The organism is Celerinatantimonas yamalensis (genome assembly GCF_046054155.1).
GTDB lineage: Bacteria > Pseudomonadota > Gammaproteobacteria > Enterobacterales > Celerinatantimonadaceae > Celerinatantimonas > Celerinatantimonas yamalensis.
Genome location: NZ_JBEQCT010000005.1, coordinates 132,154 through 150,434 on the forward strand (window position 1 = coordinate 132,154; position 18,281 = coordinate 150,434).

The 18,281-nt window shown below is 45.3% G+C and carries 14 protein-coding genes; 10 read left to right on the forward strand and 4 right to left on the reverse strand.

Annotation, left to right across the window (positions count from 1 at the left end):
• Positions 1-902: 902 nt before the first annotated feature.
• The 3 genes from prfC to ABUE30_RS11770 all read left to right on the forward strand — a co-directional run bounded on the left by prfC (position 903) and on the right by ABUE30_RS11770 (position 4,824).
• Positions 903-2,492 (forward strand): peptide chain release factor 3, encoded by a 1,590-nt coding sequence (gene prfC, locus ABUE30_RS11760; protein WP_408623974.1) that lies wholly within the window; start codon positions 903-905, stop codon positions 2,490-2,492.
• Positions 2,493-2,609: 117 nt separating this feature from the next.
• On the forward strand, positions 2,610-3,404 hold the full coding sequence (locus ABUE30_RS11765; protein ID WP_408623975.1) for a TatD family hydrolase: 795 nt from the start codon (positions 2,610-2,612) through the stop codon (positions 3,402-3,404).
• Positions 3,405-3,564: 160 nt separating this feature from the next.
• On the forward strand, positions 3,565-4,824 hold the full coding sequence (locus ABUE30_RS11770) for a NupC/NupG family nucleoside CNT transporter (protein ID WP_408623976.1): 1,260 nt from the start codon (positions 3,565-3,567) through the stop codon (positions 4,822-4,824).
• Positions 4,825-4,877: 53 nt separating this feature from the next.
• On the opposite strand, the gene ABUE30_RS11775 is transcribed toward ABUE30_RS11770, so the two are convergent.
• Positions 4,878-6,266: a hypothetical protein gene (locus tag ABUE30_RS11775; protein ID WP_408623977.1), complete on the reverse strand. Its 1,389-nt coding sequence runs from the start codon at positions 6,264-6,266 to the stop codon at positions 4,878-4,880.
• 631 nt (positions 6,267-6,897) lie between these two features.
• Here ABUE30_RS11775 and tal point away from each other — a divergent pair.
• From tal to deoD, 5 genes are all read left to right on the forward strand, one after another.
• Complete coding sequence (gene tal / locus ABUE30_RS11780) at positions 6,898-7,848, forward strand: transaldolase (RefSeq protein WP_408623978.1); 951 nt, start codon at positions 6,898-6,900, stop codon at positions 7,846-7,848.
• A 611-nt stretch (positions 7,849-8,459) separates the two neighbouring features.
• Positions 8,460-8,636, forward strand: coding sequence for a hypothetical protein (locus ABUE30_RS11785; RefSeq protein ID WP_408624129.1), 177 nt, complete (start codon positions 8,460-8,462; stop codon positions 8,634-8,636).
• Positions 8,637-8,808: 172 nt separating this feature from the next.
• Complete coding sequence (gene deoA, locus ABUE30_RS11790; protein ID WP_408623979.1) at positions 8,809-10,140, forward strand: thymidine phosphorylase; 1,332 nt, start codon at positions 8,809-8,811, stop codon at positions 10,138-10,140.
• On the forward strand, positions 10,140-11,375 hold the full coding sequence (locus ABUE30_RS11795) for a phosphopentomutase (RefSeq protein WP_408623980.1): 1,236 nt from the start codon (positions 10,140-10,142) through the stop codon (positions 11,373-11,375). The genes deoA and ABUE30_RS11795 overlap by 1 nt, the downstream gene beginning before the upstream one ends.
• Before the next feature lie 97 nt (positions 11,376-11,472).
• Positions 11,473-12,177: a purine-nucleoside phosphorylase gene (gene deoD, locus ABUE30_RS11800; protein WP_408623981.1), complete on the forward strand. Its 705-nt coding sequence runs from the start codon at positions 11,473-11,475 to the stop codon at positions 12,175-12,177.
• On the opposite strand, the gene ABUE30_RS11805 is transcribed toward deoD, so the two are convergent.
• Positions 12,160-12,801 (reverse strand): AhpA/YtjB family protein, encoded by a 642-nt coding sequence (locus ABUE30_RS11805; RefSeq protein WP_408623982.1) that lies wholly within the window; start codon positions 12,799-12,801, stop codon positions 12,160-12,162. The genes deoD and ABUE30_RS11805 overlap by 18 nt on opposite strands.
• 119 nt (positions 12,802-12,920) lie before the next feature.
• Here ABUE30_RS11805 and serB point away from each other — a divergent pair, with 119 nt between their 5' ends.
• On the forward strand, positions 12,921-13,910 hold the full coding sequence (gene serB, locus ABUE30_RS11810) for a phosphoserine phosphatase SerB (protein WP_408623983.1): 990 nt from the start codon (positions 12,921-12,923) through the stop codon (positions 13,908-13,910).
• A 19-nt stretch (positions 13,911-13,929) separates the two neighbouring features.
• Here the strand turns inward: serB and ABUE30_RS11815 are convergent, their stop codons facing one another.
• Complete coding sequence (locus tag ABUE30_RS11815; RefSeq protein WP_408623984.1) at positions 13,930-16,278, reverse strand: PilZ domain-containing protein; 2,349 nt, start codon at positions 16,276-16,278, stop codon at positions 13,930-13,932.
• Positions 16,279-16,427: 149 nt separating this feature from the next.
• Here ABUE30_RS11815 and radA point away from each other — a divergent pair, with 149 nt between their 5' ends.
• The gene (radA, locus tag ABUE30_RS11820; RefSeq protein ID WP_408623985.1) at positions 16,428-17,792 is read left to right on the forward strand and encodes a DNA repair protein RadA; all 1,365 of its coding nucleotides are present in this window, start codon (positions 16,428-16,430) and stop codon (positions 17,790-17,792) included.
• A gap of 11 nt (positions 17,793-17,803) precedes the next feature.
• Here radA and ABUE30_RS11825 read toward each other — a convergent pair whose 3' ends face one another.
• Positions 17,804-18,172 (reverse strand): PilZ domain-containing protein, encoded by a 369-nt coding sequence (locus ABUE30_RS11825; RefSeq protein WP_408623986.1) that lies wholly within the window; start codon positions 18,170-18,172, stop codon positions 17,804-17,806.
• Between the last annotated feature and the right edge of the window lie 109 nt (positions 18,173-18,281).

Here is an 18,281-nt window from a genome sequence, read left to right on the forward strand (position 1 = left end):
GAGAATAAAATAGCGGAGTCTGCTTATTTATGTTTAATCGCTGAGTTGGGAGGCTCCGAACTGGGTGTGCGAGTTTTAGGCGATTGCTATCTCGTGTTTTATACCTTGGCATAAGGTTGTTGGCGTGCGCTTGGTTGGCTGAAAACAGCGGCCAGACTAGCGGAAGTCTAGGTGATGATGCTCACGATGTTTTACATTGAGCTATGGCCGGAGAATGTTGAATATACCGTGTTCTAAGGGCAGCGTTTGGCGGGTATTTTTAATTTTTATCAATCGATGAATGCCTACAACGTGGCTTGGCTTAGCATCACGTTTACCAATTCGCTGCACTCATTCCTACGCTTACTTTTTTACTCTAGTAATCAGCTGTTTTCACCAAGAAAATGGAGAGTATCAAAGGCAGACAAGCATGCATTAACAAGTCAACTGATTCTGTTCAAGTTGTACCAACTGCGAACCCTTGGATCATAACCTACTTTGGTATTTTTGCCATTGGTGCGATACGTATCATGATTCTTGTGGCGTAGCGTGTACTGATTGCGGGACGTTGCTTCACTACATGGCGACTTGCAACGCCTTGTCTCACTGCACAGCAAAAGTCGCCGTATGATTGGTGTCATGCAACAGGGTATCATCTATTTTTGCTGGCATGAGCAATGAAGGTTTAGCCACAATTGCTCATTATCTGAGAACGAAAGCGTGTGGACAGCAACCACTGAGCATTGATGTTCGCTGAACGTAAATGTGCATTGATCGGACAAGATTGATTGTTTATCAAGTCCAGATGAGCGAAAATAACGACCAATAACGATTAACATGACGGATTTGACTAGCGAAGAACTAAAAAGAGAGTGCTTCCAAAAGTGTGTACAAATCCGTGTACAAACTAAAAGAATTTATTCATGGCAACCCAAAATTTTCTCAATGAAGTGAACAAGCGAAGAACTTTCGCGATTATTTCCCACCCAGATGCGGGTAAAACCACCATTACTGAAAAAGTGCTGTTATTCGGACATGCCATTCAAACTGCTGGGACAGTTAAAGGACGCGGTAGTAGTCATCATGCTAAATCTGACTGGATGGAGATGGAAAAAGAGCGTGGGATATCGGTCACTACCTCTGTGATGCAGTTCCCTTATAACGATTGTATTGTGAATTTGCTCGACACCCCAGGGCATGAAGATTTCTCAGAAGATACTTATCGTACTTTGACCGCTGTTGATTCATGCTTGATGGTGATTGATGCGGCGAAAGGGGTTGAAGATCGCACCCGTAAATTAATGGATGTTACGCGGCTGCGCGATACGCCAATTTTAACTTTTATGAATAAGTTAGACCGTGATACGCGTGATCCAATGGAACTTCTGGATGAAGTTGAAACCGAGCTCAATATTGCGTGTGCTCCGATCACTTGGCCGATTGGCTGTGGGAAAGAGTTCAAAGGGGTTTATCATATTCAGCGTGATGAGATCATTCTTTATCAAAGTGGTCAAGGCCATACCATTCAAGAACTGCGAGTCATCAAAGGGTTAACTAATCCTAAGGTGGATGACGTAATAGGCACAGGTCTGGCCGCTTCACTGCGCGAGGAGCTTGAACTGGTGATTGGTGCGTCGAATGAGTTTGATGAAGCACTGTTTTTAGCCGGTGAGCTAACGCCAGTCTTTTTTGGGACGGCATTAGGTAACTTTGGTGTTGATCATATGCTTGAGGGTCTAACCGAGTGGGCGCCTGCTCCATTGCCTCGCCAAACGGATGTTCGAGAAGTCAGTGCTGATGACGATGCGTTTAGTGGCTTTGTATTTAAAATTCAGGCGAATATGGACCCGAAACATCGCGACCGGATCGCCTTTATGCGGGTTGTCTCTGGTGAATACACCAAAGGAATGAAGATGCGCCATGTGCGGATCGGTAAGGATGTTAGCATTTCAGATGCCGTGACATTTATGGCCGGCGACCGCAGCGCTGCTGAGCGAGCGATTGCCGGCGATATTATCGGGTTACATAATCATGGGACGATCCAAATTGGTGATACGTTCAGTTCGGGTGAAACATTTAAGTTCACGGGGATCCCGAACTTTGCCCCTGAGATGTTCCAGCGCATTCGGCTTAAAGATCCTCTCAAACAAAAGCAATTGCAAAAAGGTCTGATCCAGCTCTCTGAAGAGGGCGCGGTGCAAGTATTTCGCCCAATGCGCAATAATGATCTCATCGTTGGCGCTGTCGGGGTATTGCAATTTGATGTGGTGGTTCACCGACTCAGAACAGAATATAAGGTGGAGGCTGTTTATGAGGCGATTCATATTGCAAGCGCGCGCTGGTGTGATTGTAGCGATCCGCGTAAGTTGGATGAATTCACCCGTAAGGCGCATGAATATTTAGCCTTAGATGGCGGAGATAATTTAACTTATTTAGCACCGACAATGGTGAATTTGAATCTGACGATGGAGCGTCATGCCGATATTGAATTTTTCAAAACACGCGAACACTAATGGTTTACCTAAGCAATATGAGCCGTCTTTTTAGACGGCTTTTTTATTGTGAGTTGATTGTCTTGTGAGCGCTTTATTGTTTCAATGAGTAACTGCTCTTCTAATTCTGGAGTTGCCATGACTAAGTTGGCTGTGATAGACACGCATTGCCATTTAGATTTTTCCCCGTTTAGCGCACTTGAGTCTCAGTTACTGCATTGGCAAGCGCTGGGGATCGAGCGGTATGTGGTCCCTGCCATCGGCCCACAAAATTGGCAAAAGCTGTTTGCGCTTCACGCTAAGCACTCGCAAATTTCAATTGCTTTGGGCATTCATCCTTGTTTCCCTGATGGATTTGGACATCTGGATACACTGCGCACGCACGTTGCACAAGCCTATCACCAGATTGTTGCTATAGGTGAGTGCGGTTTGGATCGCCGCTTTGCCAATACGATGAGCGAACAGTGCCGTGTATTTGAGTGCCATTTGCAGTTGGCGGCCCAATATCAATTGCCACTTATTATTCATAGTGTTCGTATGAATGATGAAGTCTATGCACTGTTAAAGCGTTATTCAATTTCAACGGGCGGGGTTATCCATGCCTTTCAAGGTTCTCAAGTGCAGGCGCAGCGGTTTATTGAACAGGGTTTTAAGTTAGGCGTTGGCGGTGCCATCACTTGGCCTCGCGGTATAAAACTGCAAGATGTTCTGGCCACACTGCCACTTGAGGCATTGGTGTTAGAAACAGATGCGCCAGATATGCCGCTCTATGGCATGCACAAGGGAGACAATACGCCTGCTGCGTTATTTGCCATTTTGGCGAAACTATCAGATTTATTTTCAAAAAATGAAATATTTTTATCTGAAATTTTTGTGAATAACAGTTATTCCATCTTTTGGCCGAATGAATATAAGGGCGCGATAGCTAATTGACGCAGATTTGTTGAAAATGCAACATAGACCCGCATAACAGCGGCTTTGATTCACCCCATGAATCAGGCAAAATACCTTCCTAACGGGACCCTTTTCGTTAGAGTCCGCGCAAAAACAAATACCCCCTTTAACGTACACAACTGATTATCGGAATTTCAAGATGAATGTATTGATGAGCTTGGTCGGGATGGCCTTTTTGCTTGCTGTCGCTTACCTACTTTCAGAAAACCGTAAAGCTATTCGACTACGGACTGTCGGACTGGCTTTTATTATCCAATTTAGTATCGGTGTGCTGGTTTTATTTAGTGATACTGGTAAAGCTGTATTAGGTGACATGGCGGGAGGGGTTGAAGTGGTCATTCAAGCCGCTCAAGCTGGGATGACTTTCCTGTTTGGTGGTTTATCGACTGCTGCTGCTGGTAAAGCAGGCCTTGGATTTATTTTTGCCACAAACGTCCTACCGTTGATTGTATTCATCTCATCTGTGATTACCGTGTTATATCACTTGGGGGTGATGCAATTTATTATCCGTACTATTGGTGGTTTCTTGCAGTATTGCTTGAAAACAAGTCGTACTGAGTCGCTGTCGGCAACGGCCAATATCTTTATGGGGCAAACCGAAGCGCCATTGGTCGTACGTCCCTTTATTGCGAAGATGACGCGCTCTGAGTTATTTGCGGTCATGGTGGGTGGACTGGCCTCTGTCGCGGGTTCAACACTGGCCGGTTATGCGGGTTTGGGGATTAAGCTTGAGTACTTGATTGCAGCCTCATTTATGGCAGCGCCAGGTGGCTTGTTGATGGCAAAGATGATTGTTCCTGAAACACAAAAGCATAATGATGATATTGAAGGCACGCTGGCAGAAGAGGAAAAACATGTCAACGTCATTGATGCCGCTGCATCTGGCGCTGCATCTGGGATGTCACTCGCGCTTAATGTCGGCGCTATGTTACTGGCCTTTATTGGGATTGTGGCGCTATTGAATATGATCGTCGGTGGTATTGGCGGTTGGTTTGGTATTGATCATCTTACGATTCAACTGATTTTAGGATGGGTATTTGCTCCAGTTGCTTATTTGATTGGGGTTCCGTGGCATGAAGCCGTGGTGGCTGGTTCGTTTATTGGTGAAAAAATAGTTCTGAACGAGTTTGTGGCTTATATCGATTTAGTGCCTTATCTGCACGGTGATAAATTGGTGGCGGCCACCCAAATGGCGATGAGTGAACATACCAAAGCGATTATTACCTTTGCCCTGTGTGGTTTTGCTAACATTAGCTCAATTGCTATTTTGCTGGGAGGGTTAGGTGGTATGGCGCCTAGTCGTCGTCATGAAATGGCTGAATTAGGCGTTAAAGCAATTATTGCTGGGACACTATCGAACTTAATGAGTGCGACTATTGCTGGGTTATTTATTCACTAAACTCGATAAGGGTTGATAAAAAGAAGGCGTTCAGCCTTCTTTTTTTGTCTTCGCTAGCGTATCTCGCTGTGTGACAGTGGTGAAATGGCTTGTTGATAATCACTCAAAGCTGCTTGAACGAGTTCCTGCAGATGCTTAAAAACCGGCATCTTTAAATAGCTGGCCGGAGCGACTCGGTTGGCCTGAGTAACTAAGTTGTAACGACAGCGTTGGATCAAAAGATGATCATTGATCGGCGTTAAACTTTTCAATGTTCTTGGAAAGTGCGTATCCAGATATTCAAAATAATGTTGATTGGTTTGGATATCTCGCATCTGAAAAGGATAACGATAATGGGAGCGTTCTGTGACCGGACAATAGCCACCAAATGGCGTACTAAACCAGCGATCTCGCCACCATCCAACCGCTCGACCATCAGCTAAAAAAGCGGTTTGACGATCCGGATGGGCAAATAGATAAAATACCTCTGCCTGTTTTTCCCTAATTCTCTCAATAGAACCCATGATCGCCGCACCGCGCATACAACTTTCTTGCTCAAGATAATGGTGTAGATGATGAGCACTGTCAGTAATTGATCGTAGCATTTGAAAATGGGCATAAGTGACCAGTGATGGTTGAATCAAATAGTGGCGTCGCCAGCAAGGGGATGGGCCATATTGTAGATCTTCAAAATGGTAGCGATTCATCAACTGTTGATAACGGCGTTTGAGCGCTTCGGTTAATGGGGCATCGGCAAATGTAGTTAGGCGATTATCTGCTTTATTTTGATAGTGAGCGTCAGGCTCGCTCAGTTCACTGAGATTATGTGTGCTCATTAATTGGTAACCGCTGGTTGCCTCACTACTGGTTAATAACCACAGTCGTAAGCCACCCGCAAATGCTAAAACATGCCCCTCGGTTTGCATGGCTAACAGTTCTTTGGGCGCAAACTGTTGCTCTAATTGTCGAGTGTAGCGCCCCAGCAATAACGCAAATTCATGGAGCAATTGATAATAGCGTTTACTGGTGATCCCCAATCGTTGGATGCTTGTCGTAGCATTAAGTGATTGAGTCAAATGTTCTGCTAGGGTATGCAGCAATGCCGCTGTTGCAGGTTTAGTGGGGGTATATACTTTTAGACAGTGTCGGCAGCGTAAGCGCTGGCGGCCCGCACTGGTTAAGCCATAACGCTGCGGGCGCTTCAGAGTGGTTAAATCACAACCATTCGGGCATTGATCCATTGTTTGAGGGAATTGCTGTGGTAGTTTTTCAGCGATGAGCTGGGTCACGAGCTGATTGTCAATTAATGGTGGGTAACTACCACACTCAGCGCAATACAATGCTGGGTAACCCAGATGGTAACTGAGCGGTTGATAATCCGCACTGGCCGTCAGACCAAAATTTTTACAGCCCCAACTTTTGCAACAATTTAACTGCATTTTTACCTGTGTCCTATCCATCATCAGGCTACATCATTCAGGTTTTACTCATTTTTTTCAACAGATAGGGGAAATAAAATTAAAAGTGAATGAAAATAGATCACAAAACCTGATTTTTTGGCTTTTCAATAGATAGCTTTTCCATAAAATACTGAGGTGCATTGCTGGTTAACCCAGTTTGCTAGGCTGTTAAGCCGACTAAACCACATTCAGTTTGACTAATAGAGCGAATTTCCTTGCTGCTCGCTTTGTTAGCTTGGTTATCAGTGTATCTGTGTGTATGCGTGGACCAATGGGGGGGACACTATTCCTATAGATTAGTGCTGATAACTAAGCTGAATGTGGCTTTTCTCCCTTACATCTAAATCTTCCATCGATTTGCTAATCTGTTTGCAGTTTTTTATCCTATTTTCTATTACTGCATTAATTTCTACCAAATATTTGTATTAATTGACCGCTTTAATTCACTTTTTAACAATATTGTTGAGATGAATAGTTGATCATTCCGGCATGATTCTATCTAATGAATAGACAGAGTGCCCGGTACATGGGAACCTCGCAATAAAGCATTTGTGAGTCGCTCGTTAGTTGTAGGTCCCCATGTCACCAGACAATAGTTTCACATGTACCGATGAGAGTAAGAGGTTTATTATTCATGGCGACTTTACTAAGTCAGTTAAAACAATATACGACGGTTGTAGCAGATACTGGAGACATCGACACGATTGAGCAGTATCAACCACAAGATGCCACAACAAACCCATCTTTAGTGCTCAAAGCCCTGCTAAAACCATCTGCCGATGAGCTGATTAGCCAAGCCGCAAAATGGGCAACCCAACACAGTAATAATGCTGAAGAACAGGTCCTTGAAGCGGGCGATTGGTTAGCTGTTCATATTGGTAGTCAAATTCTTGATTTGGTTCCAGGGCGGGTGTCGACAGAAGTTGATGCACGGTTATCATATGATACTCAGGCAAGTGTGGCGAAGGCCCGCAAACTGATTAAAATGTATGAAGATAAAGGAATTAACCGTGATCGCGTGCTGATTAAGCTAGCTTCTACTTGGCAAGGGATTCGCGCAGCAGAAATTCTTGAAAGTGAAGGGATTAACTGTAACTTAACATTACTATTCTCGTTTGCACAAGCGCGTGCTTGTGCGGAAGCGGGGGCATTTTTGATCTCGCCATTTGTGGGGCGTATTCTGGACTGGCATAAAGCCTCAACTGGGCAAGAGTACACTGCGCAAAATGATCCGGGTGTTATTTCGGTCACTCAAATTTATAACTACTATAAAAAACATGGTTATAAAACTGTGGTGATGGGAGCAAGTTTCCGCAATGTGGGTGAAATCCTAGCATTGGCTGGTTGTGATCGTTTGACCATTAGCCCTGCACTACTTGAAGAGCTAAATAACAGTGAAGAAACACTGGAACGTCATTTGATTGATGATTTTAAAGTCGAAACGACACCTGGCAAAATGACTGAATCTGAATTTCTTTGGGATCATAACCAAGACCCAATGGCCGTAGATAAATTGGCGGAAGGTATTCGTAACTTCGCCGCAGACCAATTGCGTATGGAAGAGATGATCCGCGCTAAATTGTAAAATATAGCGGTATGAATAATGTAATGCGGTCGCCTTTCGGCGGCCGTTTTTTATCTAGCTAACTGAAGTCTGTTTATGGCGATCACGCTAGGGGCTGAAGGTATTATTTTAATTCCCTAGCAGAGTGTTTATCCGTAATCTAAGCCATATCTGAGGGACTTAAAATAGTAAACAATGATATAGTTTGACTCATTGTTGAAGCATTATTCACCAGACAGACGATGACTAGTTTACTCTACCATTCCCTATGGTTGAGCTGCATCGGTATCTTGATGGCACGGGGTTCAAGCACTCTTTGAATAAGGTCAACAACGTTCTGCACTTTTTGCAACGAATATTAATGAATTAAGCCAGTATCTGTCGTTCGCAAGGTTGCGAAAATGATCGACTGGGATTGTTACACAAGCTAGACGGAATGGCAGAACTGATTGAGCCTGATACGGTTGTTCGCATGCCTTATAACAATCGAGTTGATGCCGTTTGATTATAGCGAATGACGCTTTAGGTCTTACTGCTATGGTCACAAATTTTTCATTGCTTTGAGTGGATGATCAATGGGAGTGCACGGGGTGGCGAGACTATTCAACAGTTGGCGATCAAGTGTCGTGGACATGGTGCAAGATGGATACCCCATGATGGATTATCTCGCTGAGCATCAAATTGAGATTGAATCATGTCCGACGAGTCATTTGCATACTAAGATGGTGGTCAGTGAGGAAATACATTCGTTACCTCAATTTTTGCATGTTAAAATTGAGGTAAGTTTGATACGAATGCTCCCGCAGTGAGCCGGATTGATATTGCACATGAATATCAGATTGCCTAAACCGGACCTGGCTTATTTACGAGCGATTGCGATAAGTTCAGTGCTTTGGTGTACAGACGGCATGTTTAGCGCCGTCTCACAAGCAACAGATAGTTGATAATGCGTTGCAACGAATAAAAATATAAGGATGCTTTATGTTTTTACCCCAGGAGCTTATTCGGCGTAAACGTGATGGTGAATCACTAGGTGATGACGCCATTCGGTTTTTAGTCGATGGTATCAATAATGGTCAATTAGTCGATAGCCAAGTGGCGGCATTGGCTATGGCTATCTATTTTCAAGATATGAATGTCGTTGAATGTGCTGCACTCACCTGTGCGATGCGCGATAGTGGGCAAATCATCAACTGGACAGATTTTGACTTACCCGGCCCCATTGTCGACAAACATTCCACCGGTGGCGTTGGTGATTTAGTGTCGTTGGTGCTAGGGCCTATTGTAGCCGCTTGTGGTGGCTACGTTCCGATGGTATCTGGGCGAGGGCTCGGCCATACTGGCGGTACTCTCGATAAGCTTGAATCCATCGTGGGATACAATGCTTACCCTCAGCAGAGCCAATTTCAGCAAGTGGTGCGTGATGTTGGTATTGCGATTGTGGGTGCTAGTGGTGATATTGCTCCTGCCGATCAACGCCTTTATGCCATTCGCGATGTGACCGCCACCGTTGATTCGATCCCGTTAATTTGCGCCTCTATTTTAAGTAAAAAGCTCGCTGCTGGCATCAATTCATTAGTGATGGATATTAAAGTCGGAAGTGGTGCGTTTATGACAACGCCTGAGCGTTCAGTGCAGCTTGCCGAACGGATTGTCGCGGTTGCTAACCAAGCTGGCTGTCGCACTAGTGCACTTTTAACGGATATGAATCAATCGTTGGCTTCTAGCTGTGGTAATGCGCTAGAGGTAATGGAAGCGATGGATTATCTGACTGGGAATTATCGTCATGTTCGCTTACACGAAGTCGTTGTCGCACTTGCACAAATGATGCTGATGAATGCGCAATTAGTCGATAGTGCTGAGCAAGCTCGCAAAAAAATTGCAGATGTTTTAGCCACTGGTGCTGCCGCCGAGTGTTTTAATCGGATGGTCGCTGCCTTAGGGGGGCCAAAAGATCTATTAGCGCAAGGGAAATCCCATTTTGCTCAGGCGCCTGTGATTGCACCGCTGCTCGCCGAAAATTGTGGATATATCAGTGCCATTGATACCCAACAAATCGGTATGGGGGTGGTTGCATTAGGAGGAGGACGGATTCGCCCTGGGCAGCTGATCGATCACCGTGTGGGATTGAGTCGTTGGCATCAGATTGGTGATTTGATCCAAGCCAATGAACCTATTGTCATGATCCATGCGGCCGACCAAAGTAGTTGGCAAAAAGCGGCCCGTCGAATTCGACATGCTATCCAGTTTAGCGAACAACCCGTGGCTGTGCCACCTGCGGTTTATCAGACTATTTCGCTTGAGGGGGAGTAATGAAAAGAGCAATTATTTTAGTATTAGATTCATTTGGAGTGGGAGCGGCCGCTGATGCTGCTCATTTTGGTGATGCAGGGTCAGATACGCTTGGGCATATTGCCGAGCGCTGTCAAGCTGGCCTTGCTAATAATGATGTGCGCCAAGGTCCTTTGCAGTTACCTCAACTCAATCAGTTGGGATTAGGCCGTTTGGCTAAGGCGAGTCGCGGTGCTTCTGTCCCTGGGTTGGGTGATGTGCAGCCAACGGGTGCCTATGGATATGCTCAAGAGCTCTCAAGTGGCAAAGATACGCCCAGTGGCCACTGGGAAATAGCGGGTGTGCCAGTATTGTTTGAGTGGGGATATTTCTTGGAAGAGCACAATAGTTTCCCACAAGTATTGCTCGATGAACTAGTTGAACGTGCACAGTTACCCGGTTATTTAGCTAATTGCCATGCTTCAGGGACTACTATATTGGAGCAGTTTGGTGAAGAGCATATGCGTACTGGTAAGCCGATTTTTTACACTTCTGCTGATAGTGTGTTTCAGATTGCTTGTCATGAACAGACTTTTGGTGTGGAACGCTTGTACCAACTGTGTAAAATTGCTCGTGGGTTACTCGATGACTATAATATTGGGCGTGTCATTGCACGTCCTTTTGTTGGTGATAGTGCCGCTAATTTTGTCCGCACGGGGAACCGGCACGACTACTCAGTCAATCCCCCCAGTGCAACCGTGTTAGATAAATTGGTCGCTGCCGGAGGCAGTGTCACCAGCATTGGTAAAATTGCCGATATTTATGCTCATCAGGGGATTACTCGGCAAGTGAAAGCGACTGGGTTAGCCCAGCTATTTGATACCACATTACAAGAAATTGAAGTCGCCGGTGACGATAGCATTGTGTTTACCAACTTCGTTGATTTTGATTCATCGTTTGGTCATCGCCGCGATGTCGCAGGGTATGCAGGGGCTTTGGAATATTTTGATCAGCGATTACCAGAGCTTATCACCAGACTCAAAGCGGATGACATGCTGATTATCACCGCTGATCATGGCTGTGACCCAACTTGGGGTGGCACCGATCATACCCGTGAACATATTCCGGTACTTGTCTCTGGTCCAAAGGTCGCGCCTGTCGATCTAGGAGGTCGAAAAAGTTTTGCTGATATAGGTCAAACGCTGGCTGACTATTTTGATTTGCCGACGATGGATTATGGTGAGAGCTTTTTAAGCCAAATACAAAGCGCTCAATAATTTTTTTGCCATTATTTTTCATGATATGTAATGAGCAAAGATAGTGATGAGACTTTGCACAGTGTCTTTTTTATTAAAATAAATAGAAGGAATCGATATGGCAACGCCACATATCAATGCGAATCCGGGGGATTTTGCTCAAACTGTATTATTCCCAGGGGATCCATTGCGAGCTCAATATATTGCTGAAACATTCTTAGAACAGGCCAACGAGGTCACTAATGTTCGTAATATGCTCGGATATACAGGGATTTATCAAGGGCAGCGCGTTTCGGTGATGGGCTCAGGGATGGGCATACCAAGTTGTTCAATCTATGCGCGTGAGCTGTATTGTGAGTACGGTGTTGATAATATCATCCGAGTGGGTAGTGCTGGTGCAGTCAGTGAGTCAGTCAATGTGCGGGATGTCGTAATTGGTATGGGCGCATGCACGGATTCGAATGTGAATCGCAATCGCTTTAAGGGCAATGACTTTGCCGCTATTGCTGATTACCAACTGCTGCGCCGTGCCGTTGAAGCAGCTGAGGCTCGTAATATTCCCGTTCGAGTGGGGAATATCTTTTCCGCTGATTTATTTTATACGCCAGATCCAACTATGTTTGATGTCATGGAAAAACATGGTGTCTTGGCTGTTGAGATGGAAGCCGCAGGGCTTTACGGCGTTGCTGCCGAATGTGGTAAAGCCGCCTTGTGTGTCGTTACTATCTCGGATCATATCCGCACGGGTGAGGCCACTACGGCGCAGGAGCGTCAAACTACCTTTAATGAGATGATTGAATTGACGCTAACGTCGCTTTTGTAACCGTTGCTGCGCTTTGATGGACCGCCGTCGGTGGGTTATTTTAATTAAGCGGCGACGTTTTCGAGAGAGCTGACGGGCAGTGACAAATCCAACCCACAGCGCGAGTAACAGCATTAATTGCATTGAAAGTTGAGCACTATGGACATAACGAGAGGCGCGGCTGAGCAGCGAACTCTCTTCTAGGGTGATGCGCAGATACCCCAGCGCATCACCTTTTCTATTATAAATGGTTGCAATGTAAGGGCGTCTGCCAATACCTTGCAGCGGTGTGACTGAATTGCCAGACATCGGCAGTAATTCTCGAAGCGGCAGTGCATGGTCACTTTTGGCGAGCGTGACTCCTTGATGATTATAAATAGTCGCATCAAAGACAAAATTTTCTTTGACCAACGCATTGGTCAGCTGTTTGAGCTTAATCTGTTGATTTGACTCTATATAGTTTGCTGCATTGAAGGCAGCAAGCGAGGTTAGAGATCGAGCCAATTTTTCGGTTTGGTTATCCAGTAGTGCCTGGCCGCGTAAAGATAAGTTGGCATACATCGATACTGCGACGATCACTGCGACGAGTACACTAAGCCATTCAATGCGTCTGAGCCAACGAAAATATCGAGGGGGTTTGAGCACAGCTATCCTTATCTTTTTGATTCAAACCCATTGTAGGGTTGCCAAACTAAATTGCAATACGCTATGGTGGGGCGCTTGAATAAACATCTTAAAAGATAGTTGCTAGCAAGGAAGTCAATGTGACGTCAAACCCTATTTTTTCGCAATTAACTCATCTATCATGCTGGCCTTCCTCGTCAGTTGCGGTGGAGTCCGACGGCCAACTTCAACCCGCTCACCATGAAGGTCGCCTAACGTATGTGGTCGGCTGGTCTTATGATAAAGCGGATATTGAGCAGTTATGGCAATGGATGTATCAAACGGGCGAGCGTTGGATTATTTATCCGACCCAAACGCTGTTAGGACGAGTTATCCAAGTGTTTGCCTCGACACTTGCTATGGATGTGTTAAAACAGCGGCTCAGCCAATCATCGTTCAATTTTGATGCGTTGATCTGCGATCACATCCCGAGCCTAAACCGCCCAGGCATGCTGGTGATGGATATGGACTCCACCACAATTGAGATTGAGTGTATCGATGAAATTGCCAAATTGGCCGGGGTGGGAGAGCAAGTGAGTGCAGTGACTGCACGTGCGATGCGTGGCGAGCTAGATTTTCGTCAGAGTTTAACCCACCGAGTAGCACAGCTCAAAGGCGCCCCTAAGCGCATTCTTGATGAGGTCGCGAGCCAATTACCATTGATGCCTGGTTGTGAACTATTACTCAGCCATCTGCAAGTCAATGGTTGGAAAGTGATCTTAGCTTCAGGCGGGTTCACCTATTTTGCTGATGTATTGCGCCGTCAGCTTGGCTTTGATCAGAGTTTTGCCAATCAATTGGTTATTGACGGTGATTATCTCACGGGGGAAGTTACGGGTGACATTGTTGATGCTGCTTATAAAGTGAACTTATTGAAAACATGGCGAGAACGCTATCACATTGATCCGAGTCAAACGATGGCTGTGGGTGATGGCGCAAACGATCTGCCGATGCTCGCGGAGTCAGCGCTGGGGGTTGCGCTGCATGCTAAACCTATTGTGCAAGCGCAAGCAAAAGTGGCTATTAACCACAGTAACTTAGAAGGGTTACTCTTTTTGTTAATAGCCGGCCAAGTGATTTCAACCGGCTAATTACAGAGACTTTTAAGCCTTACTTATATTGGAGCGCTTGCCATTCATAGGTTAAGTCGTTAATTTCAACTACGGCATAGTTGCTCCATAATAATGCTTCAAGCTCTTTGACTTTATGCGTTGCGTAACGTTCAACATAGTTCATTTCTTGCTTAATATAGTCTAGGTCGGGTTTACTCGCCCGTGATGCCGTCAATTCAATATAACGAAAATGTCCGCTGTCCATGGCCTGCGATACAAAATCATCAACGGCTTGTATACTGTCAAAGTCAACCTCACGCCGACAAGCCATGACTTGTTTATTGTTGCGATTAATATGCATCAATAGTCGCAATGTGAGCTTGTCACTGGGGTTATCCATGGCTTTGAGCGGGGTGAATAGCCAATCCTGCCACAGCTCTGGTCGGATCAGTTGGCTTAAGTCAGCTTGGTGCTGGGCGCGCGATAGACGCAGTAATGGGTCTAAATAAGACGGACTTTTACCATAGGCGAGCGCTTCGAGTTTGAGCCGGCTTCCATCTCGGCTGACAAATAGCACATGCTTAAATAGATCATAGCAGTAGAGGTGACGTAGTGCCTCCGATAGCCCTTCCATCACATTAACTTCAGGTGCTTCCCCAAGCTTGTCAAGATTATTAGCAATGAGTTGAGTGAAAAATCGGCTACCTTCGTGCAGCTCATCTATGGCTTGTAGATGAAGTGTTTGCCTATTTTTTTGTACATTAACGACTTGATAGGGCAGTCGGCTCAGACGGTAAGTTCGTACTAACTTTTGAAACTGCGGCAAATTGATTGTAATCGTCTCGCCAAATTGCAGCGAAATGGGCTGGTCGAGTTCGATACGCATACCACCAGTAGAAAAATCAGTCACCCAGCCCACTAACTGCTGATTGTTAATGGTTACTTCGGCCAGCGATCGATATTGATAACGCGCCTCTTTTCGTAGCTGCAAATATTTATGTGAAATGACCTGCACATGGGGAATTGGATAACGATATTGCCCAAAGCGCTGTAGACGATTAGGATTGAGTGATGACTGAAAGCGTTGTTGATAGCGTTTGCTACTCGACTCTTGGGTAATATCAGTAAGCAGCCCAAGATAAGATAAATCAGCTAGCTTTTCACGCGCGAGGGTCTCATCTGCTCGAAGGGGCTGATTGGGAACAATCGATGGGGCAAAGGCATTTTCTAAGTGAACCCGTTGCCACTGGAATAAAAAGACGCGCCAGCTGCTTTTGCTTGCACCAAATTGAAAGAATAATCGACGGAGATCGGGATGAGCGATTAGTTCATCATGAGTGGCCGAGTAGAAGTAAAGTTTGCGGTTATAACTGTGAATAAAGCTGTATAGGATGGTCTGCCCTGATGGGCGCTGCACTAATTGAGCGATTCGCTGGTTGTGAAATAGTTGCCCGAGTAGATTCTGTCGATGCTCGTTGTACCAATAGCCTAAGATATCCTGACTGTTATTATTACATAATACATAGCGCAATTGTGGGGGGTGTTCACCACTGAAATACAATGGCAGAGAGTGGCTATTGGGCAGGAAGAATTGTTGGTAACTTTTGGTTACAATCGCATCTTCGAGATGAATGATATCGACGCGATAACGGCCCTTATAGGCGTTGAGAAACTTTTCAAAAAAAGTATCAAATTCCTGATCATCACGGTTAAGACGCTGAAGCCGTACCCATAATCCTTTGTCATCTCGATGAAAATCGACAATGACATAGTCGGTTCCTCGAGACAAAATGGGGTTGGCAAATTCTTTCTCAAGACCGGTAAAAAAAATCGTAAGGTGTTCGCCGATCTGCGGATCTTCATCGCGATCATAGCGAATTCTCAGCCCCGACAGTGACATATTTGATGACATGCCGGCATAGATCATCATCTGAGCGGTTTGTATCTCGATGGGTAAACTGATAAACATGCGCTCTTCAACACGATCATAATAGTGACCAAATTGGATGGCTTTGATGTGTGTGGCTGTTTTGGGCGCGCGCTTGGGCGTGTTAGGATTATTTTTAAGCTCGCGCAGGTTATTCTCAGTATGCTGCATTTGTTCATACACACCTTGCGTATAATCGCCATAAAATGCAATTAGCTTATTAAACGCTTTGATGCCGACTTCATCTAAATAATGGGTCATATCTTTGTATGCAAATGGCTGGCAATCCCCCTCGACCTTATCACGTAGGTCGATAATCCGCCGTGATGGCGTCACTAATCGCTTGAGTTCCATTTTGAGCAAAAATTGACTTTTTTTGCCCTCTGCTTCACTCATTCGCTGAAATATCTCATTAAAATCAGCTTCACGGTGAAGTGGAATTAGTTGATTAAGTAATTCAATCTCTCGTTGTTGATCCATAACATCCTAAATCAGCAGTTAAACATCCTCAAATTGATCGGGGCTTTGATATCATGGTGTGATATGTCAATTTTAGCACCAAAAATTGTGCTCAATTGGCAAACTCCGTTATCCTTGGGGAATTATCCCTGCTGTGATGAGAAAGGTAAATGGCAAAAGTAAAGACAGCTTATGTTTGTAATGAATGTGGCGCTGATTATCCACGTTGGCAAGGCCAATGTAGTGAATGTAAAGCTTGGAATACCATCTCAGAAGTGCGTTTGGGCTCAGTACCGGCAGCTCGTAATGATCGCCTGAGTGGCTTTGCGGGGGCCGCTCATTCTCAGGTACAGACATTGGATCACATTGACTTAGCCGACTTACCCCGTTTTAGTTCTGGCTTTAAGGAGCTTGACCGAGTCTTAGGGGGAGGGATTGTTCCGGGGAGTGCCATCTTGATTGGTGGCCATCCAGGGGCTGGGAAAAGTACTTTGTTACTACAAGTCATGTGCTATTTGGCGCAATCGATGTCAGCGCTTTATGTGACGGGTGAAGAGTCATTGCAGCAGGTGGCGCTACGAGCAATGCGCTTGGAGCTGCCACGGCAAAATCTTAAAATGCTGGCCGAGACCAGTGTTGAGACGATTGGCCATATTGCTTTGCAAGAAAAACCAAAAATAATGGTTATTGATTCGATCCAAGTCATGCATATGGCGGACATTCAGTCGGCTCCTGGCGGGGTCTCTCAAGTCCGCGAAAGTGCGGCTTGGTTAACGCGATTTGCCAAGCAACATCATGTGGCGATGTTTATGGTTGGGCATGTGACCAAAGATGGTTCATTGGCGGGTCCTAAAGTGTTAGAGCATTGTATCGACTGTTCAATTTTGTTAGAAGGGAGTTCTGATAGCCGTTTTAGAACGCTCCGTGGCCAAAAAAATCGCTTTGGAGCTGTCAATGAACTCGGCGTATTTGCTATGACTGAGCAAGGCATGCGAGAAGTGAGTAATCCTTCTGCTATTTTTTTATCGCGCGCCGAACAAGCGGCCCCTGGTTCAGTCGTTATGGTGGTTTGGGAAGGCACTCGGCCGCTGCTCATTGAGATCCAAGCCTTAGTGGATGATAGCCAATTGGCTAATCCACGCCGAGTATCAGTTGGGCTTGAGCAAAATCGCTTATCGATGTTATTAGCTGTGCTACACCGCCATGCTGGGGTACAAATGGCTGACCAAGATGTATTTGCCAATGTCGTCGGTGGGGTTCGGGTCGTCGAAACAGCCGCTGATTTAGCACTACTTGTGGCGATGATCTCAAGCTTTCGTGATCAAACACTTGATCAAGATTTAGTGGTATTTGGTGAAGTGGGTTTGTCGGGTGAGATCCGTCCTGTTGCAAATGGCCAAGAACGCCTCCATGAAGCGCAAAAACACGGGTTTAAACGTGCAATTATTCCGATAGGGAACGCGCCGAAAGAACCTCTGGAGGGAATGGAAGTCATCGCCGTTAGAAAGTTATCCGAAGCTTTAGAGGCGTTATAAACGCCTCAGTATTAGCGAGTTAACTGTTCAAATTGTCGATGTAGTAATTTCTCATCAGCTAAGTTTAACTCTAATAAACGCCGTAATCTGGAAGCACTATCGAGATCCATCGAGAGAAACTCCAATCCGATTGATTCGGGTTCATCATGGCGAACCCGAGTGAGGATATGCAATGAATGCTCACTTTCGTTTTCACCTAAATGCAAATGCAACTCTATATTGTGATAACTCGGTTGCCATTCACTTGGGCGAATGAGCAACGCGCCGTGTAATGAAATATCAACCAAGGTTGTTGGTAAAATATGTCCATCACAATGAAGCTGAGCGGAATGCTCAAAGTTCACTCGCTCGAAACGCCGTTGCTCTTCTTTCTCTGGCATGATGAGTTTCCTAAAAATAATTTAATCAAAGTTAAAGTGTAGCAGTTACTCGGGCGTGTAAACGTTTTGAGACTAGATTTTGTTCATTCTGAGATGTGTAAAGTTTTGT